The organism is Streptomyces sp. Je 1-369, from assembly GCF_026810505.1.
Lineage (GTDB): Bacteria > Actinomycetota > Actinomycetes > Streptomycetales > Streptomycetaceae > Streptomyces.
This window is the reverse complement of sequence record NZ_CP101750.1, coordinates 1,117,688-1,134,217: the sequence shown is the minus strand read 5'-3', so window position 1 is coordinate 1,134,217 and position 16,530 is coordinate 1,117,688. Positions and strand designations below refer to the sequence as shown.

Sequence of the window (16,530 nt, the reverse complement as noted above, 5' to 3'; positions counted from 1 at the left end):
CCAAGCGCTCGTCACGCCGGCGGATACACCAGCGTGATCTCGCGGTTCAGGCCCGTCTCGTCGGCGTCCGGGTACATGGAGACCTCACCGTCGGACCAGCGCACCAGGAAGTCGTCCGGGTGGCGGTTCTCCGTGTAGTCGCCCGCGGCCAGGACCGTGGCGTGCTCCCAGAGGCGGTTGGGCTTCTTGACCTGCGTCTCGCCGTGGAAGCCGTTCTGGTCGATGTCCTTGTAGAGCGTCAGCTCGCCGTCGGTCCAGCGGACCATCAGGTCGTGCTGGTCGTTGCCGGTGAAGTCGCCGGACGTGAGCGTCGAGGCGTGCTTCCAGGTGCCGTTGGGCGCGGCGAGCTTCTTCTCGCCGTGGAAGCCGTCGCGGTTGACGTTGGTGTAGAGGGTGACTTCGCCGTCGCTCCAGCGGACCAGGAGGTCGTCGGTCCACTTGTTGTCGCTCGTGTAGCGGCCGCCGGTGACGGACGTGGCGTTCTTCCACAGCTCGTTGGGCTTCTGGAGCTGGACCTCGCCGTGGAAGCCCTTCTCGTCGACGTCCGGGTAGAGCGTCAGTTCACCGTCGGACCAGCGGACGATGAGGTCGTCGCGGTCGGCGCCCGTGAAGTCACCGGACGCCATGGTGGCGGCGTGCTTCCAGGTGCCGTTGGGCCCGGTGAGACGTATCTCCTTGTCGAAGTTGTCGGCGTCCTCGCCCGCGCCCCGGAACAGGGTGACCTCGCCGTCGGACCAGCGCACGATCAGGTCGGAGTAGTCCCACGTCCCGGCGTTGCCGTCGGTGAAGTAGCCACCGGCCATCGCCTCGGCGTGCTTCCAGGTCTCGGCCTTGCCCAGGACACCGCGCCCGGCCGGCGGCCGGTTGTTGACCGCGTCGTCGTACAGCGCCTTGGCGTCGCCGTCGAGGTACGAGCTGTACGAGATGTCATCCTTGTCGCCACCGGTCTTCCAGCCGCCGATGACGCCGATGAGACCCCAGCCGTTGCCCTGCTTGACGAGGAACGGGCCGCCCGAGGCGCCGCCGGAGTACTTGTCGCACTGGATGCGCAGGAAACTGCCGGGGATCTTCGGGTCGGTGCTGTTGTAACGGACGGTCTTGTCCGTGCAGTCCAGCGGGCGCTTCTGGTTGGCCGGGTAGCCGATCAGACGGACCGGGGAGTGGTCGTACCCCGCGTTGATCTTCAGTTCGGCGCCGCCGACGACGTCCTCGACGTTCTTGCCGCCGCGCGGTTCGAGCTGCAGGAAGTTGAAGTCGAGGTCCGCCGCGGCGTCGGGGCCCTTGGACAGGTACCGCTTGTCGACGTAGATGCGTCCGGGCTTGACGGTGAAGGCGCCGTGCGGCTTCTTCCCGTCGTCGTACTGCGGGACGAACGTCAGGTTCTTGCGGGCGTCCTGGTCGTCGAAGCAGTGACCGGCGCTCATCACGAGGTTCTTGCCGGGGCTCTTGACGACGGTGCCGCCGCAGAAGCGGCCGGTGTTGGTGCCGTCGTTCCAGAAGAAGGTGCCGACGATCGGCAGCCCCTCGAAGGGCCGGCTGGCGGAGCGGGGCAGCCGGGTGGGAGCGGCGAACCGCTTGTCCTCCTGCTCCTGCACGGGCCGGGCGTCCCGCATGCGCTCCGGGGTCCAGTAGTCGTCGGCGTCGGCCGGCGTGAACCCGCGCGCGTCCTCGTCACCGTGGGCCGGGACGGGAGTCGGCGGGACGGTGGCCGAAGGTGTGGCGGGCGCCGGGGTGGCGGTCGGAGGAGCGGCGGTCGGAGGGGTGGCGGGCGGCTGCGCCGCGGTGGCTTCCCCCTTGGGCGTCGGATCGCCGGGGTCCGCGTACGCCGGTAGGCCCGGCAGCAGGATCAGTGCCGCGGCCCCCGCCGCGACGCCCAGCGCTCTGCGCACATGCATGGTCGTTTCCCCCACAGAAGACGAGAGGCGGGTCACCCTTTGTGGCGTGACCGCGCCAATATGAGTCATGATCGTAGAACTATGGCGGACTGGAGGACATATGGACAACTTCACTTCTCTGTCCGTACGTAGCGGATATGTCGCAATTGCCGTGCCTGTACTGCTTCTTGGGGCAGCGGGCGCGGCTCACGGCGACGCGCTGCCGTTCCCGGGGCGGGGTTACGTGTCCGTGGGAGGCCCCGCGGAGGCGGGCGGAATCGTGGACCTCACGGTGAAGGAGCGCCCCGGCAATCCGCATCCGACGGCGGTGGACGTCACCAGCCCCGCACTGACCGACGACACGGTCCTGGGGGACTCGGGGCGCGCCTGGGTGGGCGCGGCCTGCATCAAGGAGAACACCAGGCCCGGCACGTACGAAGTGAAGGTCACCCTCCGCCACAAGGACGCGGACTGCGTGGGCGAGGGGGAGCAGGAGTACGTGTGCGACTACCCGCCGATCGTGCTCAAGGGAAAGGTGAAGGTGGCGGCGCCCGGGGCGGAGGCGTCCGGCGACACCGAGGAGAGCGGGCCCGGCTTCGGCGCGGGCGTCGCGGTCGGCGTCGGCTCGACGGCCGCCGCGGCGGCGCTCGGCGCGGGAGCGGTATGGGCGCGACGCAAGCGCCGGGCAGGGGGCGAGACGTCGTGATCTCGCGACGCATGAGGATCTCGCGACGCGCGATGATCTCGCGACGCAAGGCGAGCGAACGGGCCGCGCTCCTCGCAGCCCTGCTGCTCCTCGTCGGCACCGCCTGCACCGGTGGCGAGGGCGGCCCGGCGGCCCGGCCGGGAGCGAGCGGAGTCAAGGACGCGCTCTTCCCCACGCTGGGCAACGGGGGTTACGACGTCTCCCACTACGCCCTCGATCTCGACTACACCCCCGAGACCAACCGCCTCAAGGGCACCGCCGTCATCACCGCCCGCGCCACCCAGGGCCTCAGTCGCTTCAACCTCGACCTGGCCGGGCTGAAAGTGCGCGCTGCCACCGTGGACGGCGCGAAGGCCCGCTTCAGCCGGTCGGGGAACGAACTGACGGTGACGCCCGCGAAGGCGCTCGGCGACGGGGACACCTTCAAGGCCACCGTCACCTACGACGGCACCCCGAAGATGTTCAAGGGCGCGGACGGCGGCCTGGAGGGCTGGATCGAGACGGACGACGGCTCGACCGCCCTCGGCCAGCCGACCGGCTCCATGACGTGGTTCCCGGGCAATCACCACCCCTCGGACAAGGCGACGTACGACATCGCCGTCACCGTGCCGAAGGACGAGGACGGCGACCCCTACGACGTCGTGAGCAACGGGGAGTTGACCAAGGAGCAGGACAAGGGCGACCGTGTCACCCGGCGCTGGCGGACCGAGGAGCCCATGGCGAGCTACCTCGCCAACGTGACCGTCGGCTACTTCGAGACGCACAAGGGCCGGACCTCCGACGGCGTACCCCTCTACATCGCCGTCGACCCCGACGAGAGCGAAGACGCCGCGGACGTCGAGGAGTTGGTCCCCGACGTCATCGACTGGGCCACCGAGAACTTCGGCCCCTACCCCTTCTCCTCCGCGGGCGCCGTCGTCGACCACCTCCCCGGACTCGACTACGCCCTGGAGACCCAGACCAAGCCGTACTTCGAAGAGGCGCCCGAGGACACGCTGGTCGTGCACGAGATGGCACACCAGTGGTTCGGCAACTCGGTCACCCCGCGCGGGTGGAAGGACATATGGCTCAGTGAGGGCCTCGCCACGTACGCGGAGTGGCTCTGGCAGGAGGACCAGGACGGCAAGTCCGCGCAGGAGACCTTCGAGGAGTTCTACGACGGCACGCACCCGGAGAGCGAGGGAATCTGGGACTTTCCGCCTGCCGCGCCGCCCAGCGGGGGACGCGTGTCGGACTCGCCCGTCTACGGGCGGGGCGCCATGGTCGTGCACAAGGTGCGCGAGGCCGTCGGCGACGACACCTTCTACGACATCCTCCACACCTGGACGAAGCGCTACCGCCACGGGAACGCCGACACCCGGCAGTTCATCGACCTGTGCGAGGAGAAGTCCGGCAAGGACCTGTCCGAGGTGTTCGACACCTGGCTCTTCGAGGCAGGGAAGCCGTCAGGCGTCTGACGGGGCGGCCAGCTCCAGGCGGGCCCTGGCGGCTCGCCGCCGCAGGTCGGGCACCAGGGAGACCAGGCCGAGCGCGGCCAGACCCGCACCGATCCACAGCGGGGCGCGCAGCCCGAACGTGTCGATGGCGGGGCCGCCGACGGATGTCGCGATGATGATGCCGAGCGTGATGAAGGACGTGTGCACGGTGTTGACCAGGGACCGCGCGTTGCCGACGCGCTGGACGCGGGTCACCAGAGCGGGGTTCATGGTGACGCCCACGAGGCCGATGCCGAGCATGAACAAGACGGCCGGGGCGGTCAGTTCGGTGAAGAGCGCGAAGCCGATGAGGAAGGCCAGGTTGAGCACCAGGCCGACGACGAGCACGGGCAGGGTGCGCCGGTCGGCGAACCGGCCGACGACGGTGTTGCCGATGACGGTGGCGGCGCCGTACGCGATGAGCAGCAGCGGCACGGTCCCGGTGGAGAAGCCCGTGAGCTCGGTGAGGATCGGGTTGAGGTAGCTGAAGGCGGAGAAGGTGGCGCCGATCACGAACGTGCTGGTGGTGAGGGTGAGCCACAGCCTCGGGCTGCGGAAGACGCCCAGTTCCTGGCGGAGGCCGCTGCTCTCCTCGCCCTCGCCGTCGGCAGTCGGTACGCCGATGAGTGTGGCCACCGCGGCGAGCACGGTCAGCATGGTGATCGCCCAGAACGCGGCGCGCCAGCCCAGGTGTTCGCCGACGACCGTGGCGAACGGCAGCCCCAGCAGCGTGCCCAGCATCAGCCCGTTGAGCGCCACCGCCACGGCGCGGCCGCGCACTTCGGGCCGGGTGATGCGGGATGCCAGCGAGATGGAGACGCCGAAGAACGCCTGCGACGCGATGCCGGTGAGGACGCGGGCGACCAGCATGGTGCGGTAGTCGGGGGCGAGGGCGGCGAGCACGTTGCCCGCCAGGAAAATGACGAACAGCAGGATCAGGGCCGACTTCTGACGCATCCTCAGCACTGCGACGGTGAGGAAGGGCCCGCCGAGCGCCATCGCGGCGGCGAAGGCGGTGATGAGATAGCCGATCTCGGAAATCGTGGCGTCCAGACCGTCCGCCATCTGCGGCATCAGTCCTGCGACCACGAATTCACTGGTCACCATGGCGAAGATGCCAAGGGCTAGTACGTATACGGCGCGCGGCATGGCGGAGTACTCCTGTCGGACGGTTTTGGATAGATCAGTACAGAAAAAGGGCATGGCGAGGCACGGGAAGGCGAAAGAGGAGGAACGGGGGAAGGTGAGAAAGGAGGAACGGGGAAGGTGGGAAAAGAGGGGCGGGGCAGGGCGTGACCCCGCTAGTAGCCCGTCAGCGCGTCCATTGCCGTATCGGCGATGGCCAGCAGGGTGGCCCGGTCGGCGCCGCCCTGTGCGGAGACCCGCATGCCGCCGATGACGGCGTTGACGTAACGGGCCAGCGTGTCCGCGTCGCGCCCGGACGTGATGTCGCCGTCCCGCTGGCCGGCGCGGATCGTGGCGCTCAGCACGGTGAGCCGCGTGGCGAGGTCCCGCTCCAGCAGCGCGGCGGCCTCCGGGTCGCGCCCGGCGAGCTCGACCGTCGTGTTGACCGTGAGACAGCCGATGCTGTTGCCGTCCCCGCGCCGCTCGAACTCGCCCTCGATGACCCGGTCGAGCAGTGCGCGCAAACGCTCCGTGGCCGGTCGCTCCACGTCCTCCAGGATCTGGAGCTGCCCGGCGTTCATGGTGTCCATGTACCGGGTCAGGGCGCGGCGGAACAGGTCGTGCTTGCTGGTGAACGTGTTGTAGATGCTGCTGCGGCCCAGGCCGGTGGCTTCGCACAGGTCCTGGGTCGAGGTGGCTTCGTAGCCGTTCGCCCAGAAGGCATGCATCGCCGCGTCCAGGGCCCGCTCCTCGTCGAAGCTTCTCGGTCGGGCCACGGGGAGAACGTACAGGTTTTGGAACGGGCAGTGCAATACGCGGTGCCTACCTCCACCGCACCCCGAAGGCCCGCCCCGGATTCACCGTCAGGATCCGCTCCACCAGTTCCTCGCCCACGGCGGCCACGAGTCGCGGCCGCACCCGGCGCAGCAAATGCGGCATGCCGGGCCCGCCGTGCACCGACTGCGCCCCCGCCGTCGTCGTGTCGCCACCGAGAAGGAGGCGGTCTCCGAAGCCCGCGTCCGCCAGGTCGCGCATCGCGTCCGGCATGCGCCAGTCCGTGGCGTGGTGGGCGCGGGACGGGCCGTCCAGGGCCAGGTACGCGCCCGACGCGGCGGCCTGGAGGTGGGCGGTGAGGTCGGGGGAGCGGTTGAGGTGGCCGAGGACGACACGGTGGGGCGGCACGCCGCAGTCGCCGGAGAGCAGGTCGAGTACGTCGAGCGCGCCGGTGCCCAGCTCCAGGTGGACGGTGATGGGCGCGCCCGTCGCGTGGTGCGCCTCGGCCGCCGCCGTCATGGTCCAGCGGGCGTGCGCGTCCAGGCCGTGGAACCCGCCCGCGACCTTGATCAGGCCCGCCCGCGGCCCGGACTCCCCGATGCCCTCGGTGAGTTCGCGGGTGAAGAGCGCCGCGAGGTCACCCGCACGCAGGCGATCCAGCAACTCCGGTCCGTAGTGGACGGCTTGATGCAACCCCGTCGCGGCGACGACCCGCACACCTGCCGCCCTCGACAGCTCCGGCAGCAGCTCGGCCCGGCGCCCCATCCCGTACGGCGTCCACTGGATGACGCTCTGCCCGCCCACCTCGCGGAACGCGGCCAGTTCGGCCGCCGCGGCCGTGGGCGAAGCCAGCTCCTGGCCCGGGAGTCGAGGGCTGCGGAGGAAAAGGTGGTCGTGGGCGTCGCAGACGCCGAGATCCGCGGGGCCGACATCCCCATGAACGGTCCGGACCACCGGGGCGCCTGCGTGATCGTCCGCCCGTGCCCGCGCGGTCCCGCTCACCACTGCCGCCCCCGACGCAACGCGCCCCGCTCCGGCGCCGAGACGTGCAGCACCTGGAACACGTCACCGACCTCCTGCGGCGCCTCGCCCTCCCAGAGCGAGAAGTGCACGGCCTCCCAGGTCCGCGGATCGACCGCGGTCAGCGCGCTCACCGCACCGTCCTGCCGCGCCAAACGCCCCGTCTCCGCGACGAGTTCCGCCGCCAGGCCGGGAAGAGGCACGGGCACCGGAACGCGCTGCCGACGGCGGACGGCGGTCCTCGGTACGGCTCCGGACGCGGGCCCTTCCTCGTACGCGAGCGTCGTCCAGTGCTCCACCACCGGTCGCCCGAAGTCCTCACTCAGCCCCTGGAATCCGGGCCCCCACAGGAACGAGTTCATGCCCTCGGCCGTGTTCCAGAGGTAGAACGGCGCGTACTGGTTCACGGGCGAGTCGTCCTTGCCGCGCTCGCGCATCAGGTACGCCTTGAAGCCGAGCCCGGGAAATTCGTCCAGCAGGTGGCCCTTCGACTCGACCCGGTGGCGGATGACGCCCATGTCGTAGTCGGCGGGCAGGGTGATCTCGTACTGCATCGCATGCATCGCGTACTCCTTCCGCAGCAGGGTCAAGAAGCGCAGCTGTGGGCGTCGACCAGGTCGCCCCACTCGGCCGTCGTGCCGTCGGCCGCCGCCTCGACCACGGCCAGGTGCGTCATGAACGTGCGCGGTCCCGCGCCGTGCCAGTGCGACTCGCCGGGCTCGATCCAGGCCGTGTCGCCCGCCCGGATCGGCTCGACGGGACCGCCCTCGCGCTGTACGAGCCCCTCGCCCTCGGTCACGTGCAGGACCTGGCCGTGCGGGTGGCGGTGCCAGGCCGTGCGGGCGCCGGGGGCGAAGTGGACGTTGAACAAGCGCAGACGGGAGGGGGCGCCGGGCGCGGCTATCTCGTCGAGCCAGACGGTGCCGGTGAAGTGCTCGGCGGGTCCCTGGAGGGTGTCGGGCCGGTTCCGGGTGATGTGCAACGTACGCATCCTTGGTGAGCGAAGGTCGATTGGGGTCACGAGCGAGCGGCGGGGGTCCGGGCCGCCGCGAGCAGCGCGAGCAGGCCCCGCACCGCCGTGTCGAACGCTGCCGGGGACCCCGACGACCGCGCGAGGACATAACCGCCCTGCACCGTCGCGACCACCGTCGACGCGATGGCCTGCGGCACGAGCGCATCCGTGAACTCGCCCTGGGAGAGCCCCTCTTCGACGATCCCGGCGATCCGGTCGCGCAGCCAGTCGAGGGTCTCGGTGACGGGTGCGCGCAGCTCGTCGCTCGCGATGACGTCCGGGTCCATCGTGAGCCGTCCGACCGGGCAGCCCTTCAACACGTCGCGCTCGCGCAGCAGATACGACTCGATGCGCGCGTACGCCGACCCGCTGCCGCCGAGGACCGCCTCGGCCGTGGCGCGCATCTCCTCGGCGGTGCGCCGGATCGCGGCGAGCGCGAGATCGGGCTTGCCCGCGAAGTGGTGGTACATGCTGCCCTGGCCCGCGCCCGCGTGCTGCTGGATGGCCTTGGGGCTCGTGCCGACGTACCCCCGCTCCCACAGCAGCTCGCGAGTGGACTCGATCAGACGCTCCGGAGCGCTCATGCGGCCACTGTACATACTAGTAGGTACAGAGATCCAGAGGGCTCGGTGCGCTCCCGGTGACCACCCCGTGATCACCTGGTGATCCGGCCCGGCGTAGCCGCCGCGGCCCCGCGTACTCCCTGGGTGGTACGCGCGGTGCCGCTGGCCGTACGACGACGTGAGGGCACCCCCGGAGCGAGTTTGGAGGCATCGCAGAAACCGCTTCGGAGGAGATGAGTTCAGATGCAGACCCTGGCGCACTGGGACGGCGGACCCGGCCCGTGGATCCTGTTCTTCCCGCTGATCTGGGTGGCCGTCGCGGTCGGCGCCGTCACCCTGCTCCGCCGCACCGTGTGGCGAGGCCGCCGCGGCCCGTTCCGGGGCATGGGCGGACCCGCCGGGCCCACGGGGTACGCCGGGCACACCGCCGTCGACGAGCACTCGCCCATCGCCGTCCTCGGGCGGCGCTTCGCCTCCGGTGAGATCGACGAGGACGAGTACTGGCGCAGGCTGACCGTCCTCAACGAGGAGTTCGGCCGCACCTCCAAGGGCGGTCGGGCATGAGCACCGCCACCGGACGGGTCACCAGGCCCGTGGACACCGGCGCCGCCCGCGTCGCCGACGCCGTGAAGGTGTACGGCAGCGGGGGCACCGCCGTACGGGCCCTGGACGGGGTGAGCGTCGAGTTCGGCGCCGGACGCTTCACCGCGATCATGGGCCCGTCCGGGTCCGGCAAGTCCACCCTGATGCACTGCGCGGCGGGCCTGGACACCCTCACCTCGGGCGCCGCGTTCATCGGCGACACGGAGCTGGGGAAGCTGGACGACCGGCGCCTCACCCTGCTGCGGCGCGACCGCATCGGCTTCGTCTTCCAGGCGTTCAACCTGGTGCCGACGCTGACCGTCGCCGAGAACATCACCCTGCCCATGGACCTCGCCGGAGTCCGCGGCGACCGGGAATGGGCCGACGCCCTGATCGACGTCGTCGGGCTGCGCGACCGGCTGCACCACAGGCCCGCCGAACTCTCCGGCGGCCAGCAGCAACGCGTCGCCGTGGCGCGGGCGTTCGCCGGACGGCCCGACGTCGTCTTCGCCGACGAACCGACCGGCAACCTCGACTCGCGCTCCGGCGAGGAAGTCCTGAACCTGCTCGGCCGCGCGGTACGTCAGATGCGCCGCACCGTCGTCATGGTCACGCACGACCCGGTGGCCGCCGCCCACGCCGACGAGGTCGTCTTCCTCGCCGACGGACGCCTCGTGGACCGCATGGAGTCACCGACGGCCGACCGGGTCCTGGACCGCATGAAGGCGTTCGACGCACGGCAACAGACGCCTGCTGCGCCCCTCGCCGCACCCCCCGCCACGAACTCCGCCGCACCCACCACCGCCCACACCGCCGCACCGCCCCACACCCCCGGCGCGCGGCCCAGCGCAAAGGAGTCGCCGTCATGGACTCCGTGACCGCCTCCCTGCGCCTGAGCATGTCCTCGCTGCGCGGCCACAGGCGCCGCTTCGCCGGTACGTTCCTCGCCGTCATGCTCGGCGTCGCCTTCCTGGCGGGCACCCTCGTCATGGGCGACACCCTGCGCGCCAGCTTCGACACGATGTTCGGCAATGCCACGAGCGGCACCGACGCCGTCGTCCGCAGCGCAGGCACCATCACCACCCCGGACGACAGCCAGGGCACCCGCGAGCCGGTCGACGCCGACCTCGTGGAGACGATCGGGAAGACGGGTCACGTGGCCGCCGCCGCGCCCGACATCCAGGGCGCGGGCCAGCTCCTCGGCAAGGACGGCGAGCCCATCGGCGGCCAGGGCCCGCCCACCCTCGCGGGCAACTGGATCGACGACGGCGAACTGAACGCGTACCAACTCGCCGAAGGCCGCGCCCCGTCCGGGCCGGGCGAGGTCGTCGTCAACCGCGGCGCCGCCGAGACCGGCAACCTGAAGATCGGCGACACGACGACCCTGCGCACCCCCGACCCGGTGGAAGTGAAGATCGTGGGCCTCGCGACCTTCGGCGGCGAGGACGGCATGGCGCAGTCCACCTTCACGGGCATGACACGCGGCGACGCCGAGAAGTACCTCACCCCGAAGCCCGGCGAGGCCTCCGCCATCCGGGTGCGGGCCGGTCCCGGCGTCAGCCAGCAGGAGCTCGTCGACGCACTGACTCCCGTACTGCCCAAGGGCGTTGAGGCCATCACGGGTGAGGCGTCGGCCGCGGAGAGCACCGACAACATCTCCGGCCAGTTCCTCTCCGTCTTCACCACGTTCCTGCTGGTGTTCTCCGGAGTGGCCCTGCTGGTCGCCACGTTCAGCATCCACAACACCTTCGCCATCGTCGTCGCCCAGCGCACCCGCGAGAACGCGCTCCTGCGCGCACTCGGCGCCTCGCGCCGTCAGGTGACGGTGTCGACCCTCGTCGAGGCGAGCGCCGTCGCCGTCGTCGCGTCGGCCGCGGGTCTCGCGGGCGGCATCGGCGTCGCCGCCGGACTGCAGGCGCTCTTCCCGGCCATCGGTTTCCCCTTCCCCGAGGGCGACTTGGTGATCAGCGCGCTCTCCATGCTGCTGCCGCTCGGCGTCGGTGTCGTGGTCTGCCTGGGCTCCGCGCTGCTGCCCGCCGCACGGGCCGGGCGCACCGCCCCGCTCGCCGCGCTGCGCGAGACGGCCGTCGACCACTCCGGCGCCTCGCGCCGCCGCGCCGTCGTCGGCACCGGCCTCGCCCTGACCGCCGTGGGTCTCACCCTCACCGGCGTCCTGGTCAGCCCCTCCATCTGGCTCGCCGCCGCGGGAGCGGTCCTTGCGCTCGTCGCCTTCGTGGTGCTCGGCCCCGTCGCCTCCTCGCGGGCGGTACGCGTCCTCGGCGGACCCCTCGACCGGCTGCGCGGCGTCACCGGCGGCCTGGCCCGGCGCAACGCGCTGCGCAGCCCGAAGCGGACCGCGGCCACCGCGAGCGCACTGATGATCGGCGTCGCCGTCGTCTCCCTCTTCACGGTCTTCGGCGCCTCCCTGAAAGCCACGATGGACCAGACCGTGAACCGCTCCTTCGCGGGGGACGTCGCGGTGAGCACCCCCGGCTTCGGCGCGGGTGGCAGCGGGCTCAGCCCGAAGCTGGCCCCGGCCCTCGCGAAGCAGCCGGAGGTCGAGACCGCCGTCGGCCTCGGCAAGGGCGCAGCGGAGGTCAACGGCGAGGGCCGCGCCCTCACCGTCACCGACCCGAAGCCCTTCGCCAGGTCCTTCGACCTCGGCGATGTCGACGGTTCGCTGAGCGCCCTCGGCGACCGGGGCATCGCGATCACCAGGTCGGAAGCGGAGAAGCAGGACCTGAAGGTCGGATCACGGGCCGAACTGGCCTTCGCCGACGGCGAGAAGGAGACCTTCACGGTCCGCGCCGTCTTCGGCAGGTCGGAGCTCGCCGGCGACTACGTCATCACCCGCGAGGCCTGGGCACCGCACCGCATGCAGGACTCCGACACGCTGGTGTCGGTCACGTTCAAGGACGGCGTGAGCACCGCCGAGGGAAAGGCCGCGGTCGCGGCGACAGCGCGGGACTTCGGGAACCCGGACGTGCAGACCCGGTCCGAGTACGCGGAGGCCTCCGCGAGCGGCATCGACATGATGCTCACCCTCGTCTACGCCCTGCTCGCCCTCGCCGTGCTGATCGCCCTGCTCGGCATCGCCAACACGCTGACCCTCGCGATCCACGAGCGCACCCGTGAGCTGGGGCTGCTGCGCGCGGTCGGCCAGACCAGGGCACAGCTGCGCGCCATGGTCCGCTGGGAGTCGGTGCTCGTCGCCGCCTTCGGGACGGCGGGCGGGCTCGCGCTCGGCGGGTTCCTCGGCTGGGTGCTCGTCAAGGCGTCCGACAGCACGACGGAGAGCGCCTTCGCGTTCGCCGTACCGCCGGTGCAGCTGGTGGTGGTCGCCCTGGTGGGCCTGACGGCGGGCGCCTTGGCGGGCCTGCGTCCGGCTCGGCGGGCGGCGCGTCTCGACGTGCTGCGGGCCATCGCCACCGAGTGAGAGCGTGTGTCACGACTCCGGCCCGAGGCAGCCGGGGGAGCGGACGATCACCGCCCGGTCAGCCGACAACGGCCGACCGGGCGGGAGTCTTCTCGGCCGCCCCGTACACGGGATACGGGGCGAGCGTCACCGCCGGGGAGACGGCGGGGAGCGTGAACCACACGATCTTTCCCGCGTCGCCCTGCGGCCGCACGCCCCAGCTCTCGCTCACCGCCGCGACCATCGCGAGCCCCCTGCCACAGGTGGCGAAGGGATCCGTGTCACGGAGTTCGGGAAGCCGGGGATCGTGGTCGTGGACGGAGACCGTGAGCCGGTCGAGCAGCAGCTCGATCTCCACGGTGCACATCTTGTCGGGCTCGGCATGCCGGTGGACGTTGGTCAGAAGCTCCGTCACACCGAGGGCGGCCTGGTCTATCAAGGGATCGAGATGCCAGTAGCGCAACTGCGCAGATACGATTCTGCGGACCTGGCCGATCCGCGACGGCAGGGCTTGGAGCTCTACCGTGCAATGCCTGCTTGGCTGGCTGATCACGGCTGCGACTCCCCGAATTGAGGTCCGGAAGAGGACGACGATCGGATCCAGCAGGGGCCGCGTGGTCTGCCGCCTGCTGTGTGGCCGGCGGGGCTGGTTCGCAGCGTCATCGCCGGTAAACCCAGAGTGATGTGAGACCAGAGTGACCCAGGGGGTGCGGGCATGCAACTCGCGCGTCGTGCAGAGGGTCCGGTCAGCTCCGTCGGACCCGGTGTTCCGTGGCGTTGCGCACCGCCTCGATGAACCCGCGCACCGTGGGCGGGCCGGCCTCGCCGGGGCGTGGCTCGTGCTCGCCGAGTGTGAGCCGGTAACGGGTGCCGTTCACATCGGCGAGAGCGTGGTCGTCCGGGGCGAACCAGGGCTTGCCGGTGCGCACCGCCTGCAGCGGCGCGCTGTCGATCTCCGTGCCGTAACTGGTCAGCAACTCCAGCCTGCCGTCGGCGATGCGGACCTGACCGGCACGGGTGAGGGAGCGCAAGCGCCGCCCGATCCGCACGCCCGTGGCCGTGAACTCCGGCTCCGCCATGGCACTCCGCCCCCTAGTGCGTTTCGGGTGAATCGCTCCGACCCGGGACAGGTGCCCCGTGCCGTGAAGTCTGCACGTCCGAGGCGTCGAGCACCAGTACGCATGGGGACGTCCGTCCATGACTTCCGGGGCGCCCGCGACGGCACGCAGCCAAGCTCTGCCCAAGGTTGCCACGGCTGCTCCTTTGAGGTGCTCAAAGGTGTGTTTATGCAGGTGGGACGGGTGTTGGAGGTGTTTAAGATCGAGGTGTACGGCCGCGTCCGAATCGCGTCCGGCACGACGCGAAGGAGCCCCGCCGTGAGCACCCCACAGCAGTTTCGAGCCGACGGACCCATGCCGACGCTCGACGTCGACCACAGCGACGCGACGTACCGCGCATGGCTCAAAGAAGCCGTGCGCAAGGTGCAGGCGGACGCCAACCGGTCGGCCGACACCCACCTGCTGCGCTTCCCGCTGCCCGAACACTGGGGCATCGACCTGTACCTCAAGGACGAGTCCACCCACCCCACCGGCAGCCTCAAGCACCGCCTCGCCCGCTCACTGTTCCTCTACGGCCTGTGCAACGGCTGGATTCGGCCGGACCGGCCGGTCATCGAGGCGTCCAGCGGGTCCACGGCCGTCTCCGAGGCGTACTTCGCGAAGCTGATCGGGGTGCCCTTCATCGCGGTGATGCCCCGCACGACCAGCGCCGAGAAGATCCGTCTCATCGAGTTCCACGGCGGCCGGTGCCACTTCGTGGACGACCCGCGCACGATGTACGCGGAGTCCGCTGCCCTCGCCGTCCAGACGGGCGGTCACTACATGGACCAGTTCACCTACGCGGAACGGGCCACCGACTGGCGCGGCAACAACAACATCGCCGAATCGATCTACCAGCAGCTGCGTCTCGAGCGCTACCCGGAGCCCGCGTGGATCGTCGCCACGGCGGGCACCGGCGGCACGTCGGCGACCATCGCGCGCTACGTCCACTACATGCAGCACGACACCAGCATCTGCGTCGCCGACCCGGAGAACTCCTGTTTCTTCGACGGGTGGACGAAGAACGACCCGGACGCGACGAGCGACTGCGGCTCCCGCATCGAGGGCATCGGCAGGCCCCGCATGGAGCCGAGCTTCGTACCCGGCGCCATCGACCGCATGATGAAGGTGCCGGACGCGGCGTCCGTCGCCGCGGTCCGCGCCCTGGAGCAGGCCATCGGCCGCAAGGCGGGCGGCTCGACCGGCACCGGCCTGTGGAGCGCGCTGCGGATCGTCGCCGAGATGGTGGCCGCGGGGCGCACGGGAAGCGTCGTCACCCTGCTCTGCGACCCCGGCGACCGCTACCTGGACAGGTACTACTCGGACGCGTGGCTGGCCGAACAGGGCCTGGACATCGCGCCCTACGCGCGGGCCATCGACACGCTGCTGGGAACGGGGGCGTGGCCCGAATAGCGGGGTGCCAGCCCGGCGCACACGTCTCCGCGGGGCTACGCAGCCGACGAGGTGAGCCGCTTGTCCAGCGCCGTGACGGCGTCCCGGAACGCCCGGCCAAGACCCGCGCGGCCGAGCTTCAGGGCGCCGCGCAGGGGCGCCACGCCGTCCATGGCGAAGGTCCACTGCACGCGGGTGCCGGTACCGGTGCCGCCGCCCGCCGGGGTGAGCCGCCACTCCTCGACGAGGGCGCGCAGGCCGGGCGCGTTCGTCCGGTCGACGCGGTACGCGTAACGCTCGGGGCCGTCCGCCGCCAGGATCGACTCCTGGAAGCGCGTGCCGCCCTTGAGCCGGACCTCGCGGCCCGTGCCGCCCCCGGTCGGCCGGCACAGGGTGACCGCGGTGAACCACTGGGGCCAGCCCGTCACGTCGTCCGCCAACGCCCCGTACACCACGCCCGGCGGCGCGCACACCTCGCGCGCGAAGACCAGACGCACCGGAGCGGACTCGACGAAGTCGAGCCCCACCGGGCTCAGTCGGTGTGCCATCGGACTCTGCCCCCAGCGGAACGTGACGGTTGACCGGGCGACGACACCATAGCTGGCGGGCCGTCAGATGTCTGCGTCGGCCTCGGAGTCGTCGACGGACGACGCGAGCTCACCCGTCACCACGACCTGGTTCACGTGCTCCGAGATGTCCACGTGCGCCTCCGCGGGCAGCCCAGAGTCCGTCACCAGCGTGTCGACCTGCGAGAGCGAGGCGAACGAACTCAGCCCCACCGTCCCCCACTTGGTGTGGTCCGCGACGACCACCACGCGCCGCGCCGACTGCACCAGACGCCGGTTGGTCTCCGCCTCCGCCAGGTTCGGCGTCGACAGGCCGGCCTCCAGCGATATGCCGTGCACACCGAGGAAGAGCACATCGAAGTGGAGCGCGCCGATCGCCTGGTCCGCGACCGGACCGACCAGCGAGTCCGACGGGGTCCGCACCCCACCGGTCAGCACGACCGTCGCCGCGCCCTGCCGCTGCCCGGAGGTGCGCTGCGCGGAGTGGAAGACGTCCGCCACCCGCACCGAGTTCGTCACCACCGTCAGGTCCGGCACGTCCAGGAGGTGGTGCGCCAGCGCATACGTCGTCGTACCCCCGGAGAGCGCGATCGCCGTGCCGGGCGCCACCAGGGACGCCGCGGTCCGCGCGATGTCCTCCTTGGCGGTCAGCTCCAGGCCCGACTTGGCCTCGAACCCCGGCTCGTGCGTGCTCGCCTCGACCACCGGGACCGCGCCGCCGTGCACCTTCTCCAGGACGCCCTGGCGGGCCAGCGCGTCGAGGTCGCGGCGGACCGTCATGTCGGACACACCGAGCTTGCGCGTGAGTTCGTTGACCCGGACCCCGCCGCGACGGCGCACCTCGTCCAGGATCAGGGCACGGCGCTGCTCGGCCAGGAGGTTCTGATTGTCGCTCACGCCCGGTCCGGCCCTTCTGCCTCGTCATCCCC

17 protein-coding genes are annotated in these 16,530 nt (G+C 71.1%); 6 read left to right on the top strand and 11 right to left on the bottom strand.

Translation table 11 applies throughout. The features are described 5' to 3' along the window. Positions 1–11 precede the first annotated feature (11 nt). Complete coding sequence (locus NOO62_RS04970; RefSeq protein WP_268769673.1) at positions 12–1,895, bottom strand: trypsin-like serine peptidase; 1,884 nt, start codon at positions 1,893–1,895, stop codon at positions 12–14. A gap of 229 nt (positions 1,896–2,124) precedes the next feature. Here NOO62_RS04970 and NOO62_RS04965 point away from each other — a divergent pair, with 229 nt between their 5' ends. Both NOO62_RS04965 and NOO62_RS04960 read left to right on the top strand, forming a co-directional pair. After that, the gene (locus NOO62_RS04965; RefSeq protein ID WP_268769672.1) at positions 2,125–2,580 is read left to right on the top strand and encodes a hypothetical protein; all 456 of its coding nucleotides are present in this window, start codon (positions 2,125–2,127) and stop codon (positions 2,578–2,580) included. Between the two features lie 11 nt (positions 2,581–2,591). Next, a complete protein-coding gene (locus NOO62_RS04960; protein ID WP_268769671.1) occupies positions 2,592–4,037 on the top strand; it encodes a M1 family metallopeptidase in 1,446 nt (481 codons plus the stop codon). On the opposite strand, the gene NOO62_RS04955 is transcribed toward NOO62_RS04960, so the two are convergent. From NOO62_RS04955 to NOO62_RS04930, 6 genes are all read right to left on the bottom strand, one after another. Next, positions 4,026–5,204 carry an MFS transporter gene (locus NOO62_RS04955; RefSeq protein ID WP_268769670.1) on the bottom strand — a complete coding sequence of 393 codons (1,179 nt, stop codon included), beginning with the start codon at positions 5,202–5,204 and terminating at the stop codon, positions 4,026–4,028. The two genes, NOO62_RS04960 and NOO62_RS04955, sit on opposite strands and share 12 nt — an antisense overlap. Before the next feature lie 152 nt (positions 5,205–5,356). Continuing rightward, positions 5,357–5,956 (bottom strand): TetR/AcrR family transcriptional regulator, encoded by a 600-nt coding sequence (locus tag NOO62_RS04950; RefSeq protein ID WP_268769669.1) that lies wholly within the window; start codon positions 5,954–5,956, stop codon positions 5,357–5,359. Positions 5,957–6,002: 46 nt separating this feature from the next. Next, positions 6,003–6,908: a phosphotriesterase gene (locus NOO62_RS04945; RefSeq protein WP_268769668.1), complete on the bottom strand. Its 906-nt coding sequence runs from the start codon at positions 6,906–6,908 to the stop codon at positions 6,003–6,005. 44 nt (positions 6,909–6,952) lie between these two features. Next, positions 6,953–7,537: a DUF4865 family protein gene (locus tag NOO62_RS04940; protein WP_268769667.1), complete on the bottom strand. Its 585-nt coding sequence runs from the start codon at positions 7,535–7,537 to the stop codon at positions 6,953–6,955. A gap of 23 nt (positions 7,538–7,560) precedes the next feature. Then, positions 7,561–7,956: a cupin domain-containing protein gene (locus NOO62_RS04935; RefSeq protein WP_268775473.1), complete on the bottom strand. Its 396-nt coding sequence runs from the start codon at positions 7,954–7,956 to the stop codon at positions 7,561–7,563. Positions 7,957–7,991: 35 nt separating this feature from the next. Further along, positions 7,992–8,585, bottom strand: coding sequence for a TetR/AcrR family transcriptional regulator (locus NOO62_RS04930; protein ID WP_268769666.1), 594 nt, complete (start codon positions 8,583–8,585; stop codon positions 7,992–7,994). A gap of 207 nt (positions 8,586–8,792) precedes the next feature. On the opposite strand from NOO62_RS04930, the gene NOO62_RS04925 reads away from it, so the two are divergent. The 3 genes from NOO62_RS04925 to NOO62_RS04915 are packed head-to-tail and all read left to right on the top strand — an operon-like array spanning position 8,793 to position 12,567. Next, positions 8,793–9,113 carry an SHOCT domain-containing protein gene (locus tag NOO62_RS04925; protein ID WP_268769665.1) on the top strand — a complete coding sequence of 107 codons (321 nt, stop codon included), beginning with the start codon at positions 8,793–8,795 and terminating at the stop codon, positions 9,111–9,113. After that, positions 9,110–10,009, top strand: coding sequence for an ABC transporter ATP-binding protein (locus NOO62_RS04920; protein WP_268769664.1), 900 nt, complete (start codon positions 9,110–9,112; stop codon positions 10,007–10,009). The genes NOO62_RS04925 and NOO62_RS04920 overlap by 4 nt, the downstream gene beginning before the upstream one ends. Then, positions 10,006–12,567, top strand: a complete 2,562-nt coding sequence (locus NOO62_RS04915) for an ABC transporter permease (protein WP_268775472.1) — start codon at positions 10,006–10,008, stop codon at positions 12,565–12,567. Before NOO62_RS04920 ends, NOO62_RS04915 begins: the two co-directional genes overlap by 4 nt. 58 nt (positions 12,568–12,625) lie before the next feature. On the opposite strand, the gene NOO62_RS04910 is transcribed toward NOO62_RS04915, so the two are convergent. Further along, positions 12,626–13,099: an ATP-binding protein gene (locus NOO62_RS04910; RefSeq protein WP_268769663.1), complete on the bottom strand. Its 474-nt coding sequence runs from the start codon at positions 13,097–13,099 to the stop codon at positions 12,626–12,628. Between the two features lie 193 nt (positions 13,100–13,292). Next, entirely contained in the window at positions 13,293–13,625 is a 333-nt protein-coding gene (locus NOO62_RS04905) for a hypothetical protein (protein ID WP_268769662.1), read from the bottom strand. Positions 13,626–13,958: 333 nt separating this feature from the next. Here NOO62_RS04905 and NOO62_RS04900 point away from each other — a divergent pair, with 333 nt between their 5' ends. Then, entirely contained in the window at positions 13,959–15,056 is a 1,098-nt protein-coding gene (locus tag NOO62_RS04900; RefSeq protein WP_268775471.1) for a PLP-dependent cysteine synthase family protein, read from the top strand. A 35-nt stretch (positions 15,057–15,091) separates the two neighbouring features. Here NOO62_RS04900 and NOO62_RS04895 read toward each other — a convergent pair whose 3' ends face one another. Together NOO62_RS04895 and NOO62_RS04890 are read right to left on the bottom strand one after the other, a co-directional pair. Beyond that, positions 15,092–15,583 carry an SRPBCC family protein gene (locus tag NOO62_RS04895; RefSeq protein WP_268769661.1) on the bottom strand — a complete coding sequence of 164 codons (492 nt, stop codon included), beginning with the start codon at positions 15,581–15,583 and terminating at the stop codon, positions 15,092–15,094. A 63-nt stretch (positions 15,584–15,646) separates the two neighbouring features. After that, entirely contained in the window at positions 15,647–16,498 is an 852-nt protein-coding gene (locus tag NOO62_RS04890) for a DeoR/GlpR family DNA-binding transcription regulator (protein ID WP_268769660.1), read from the bottom strand. Positions 16,499–16,530 lie beyond the last annotated feature (32 nt).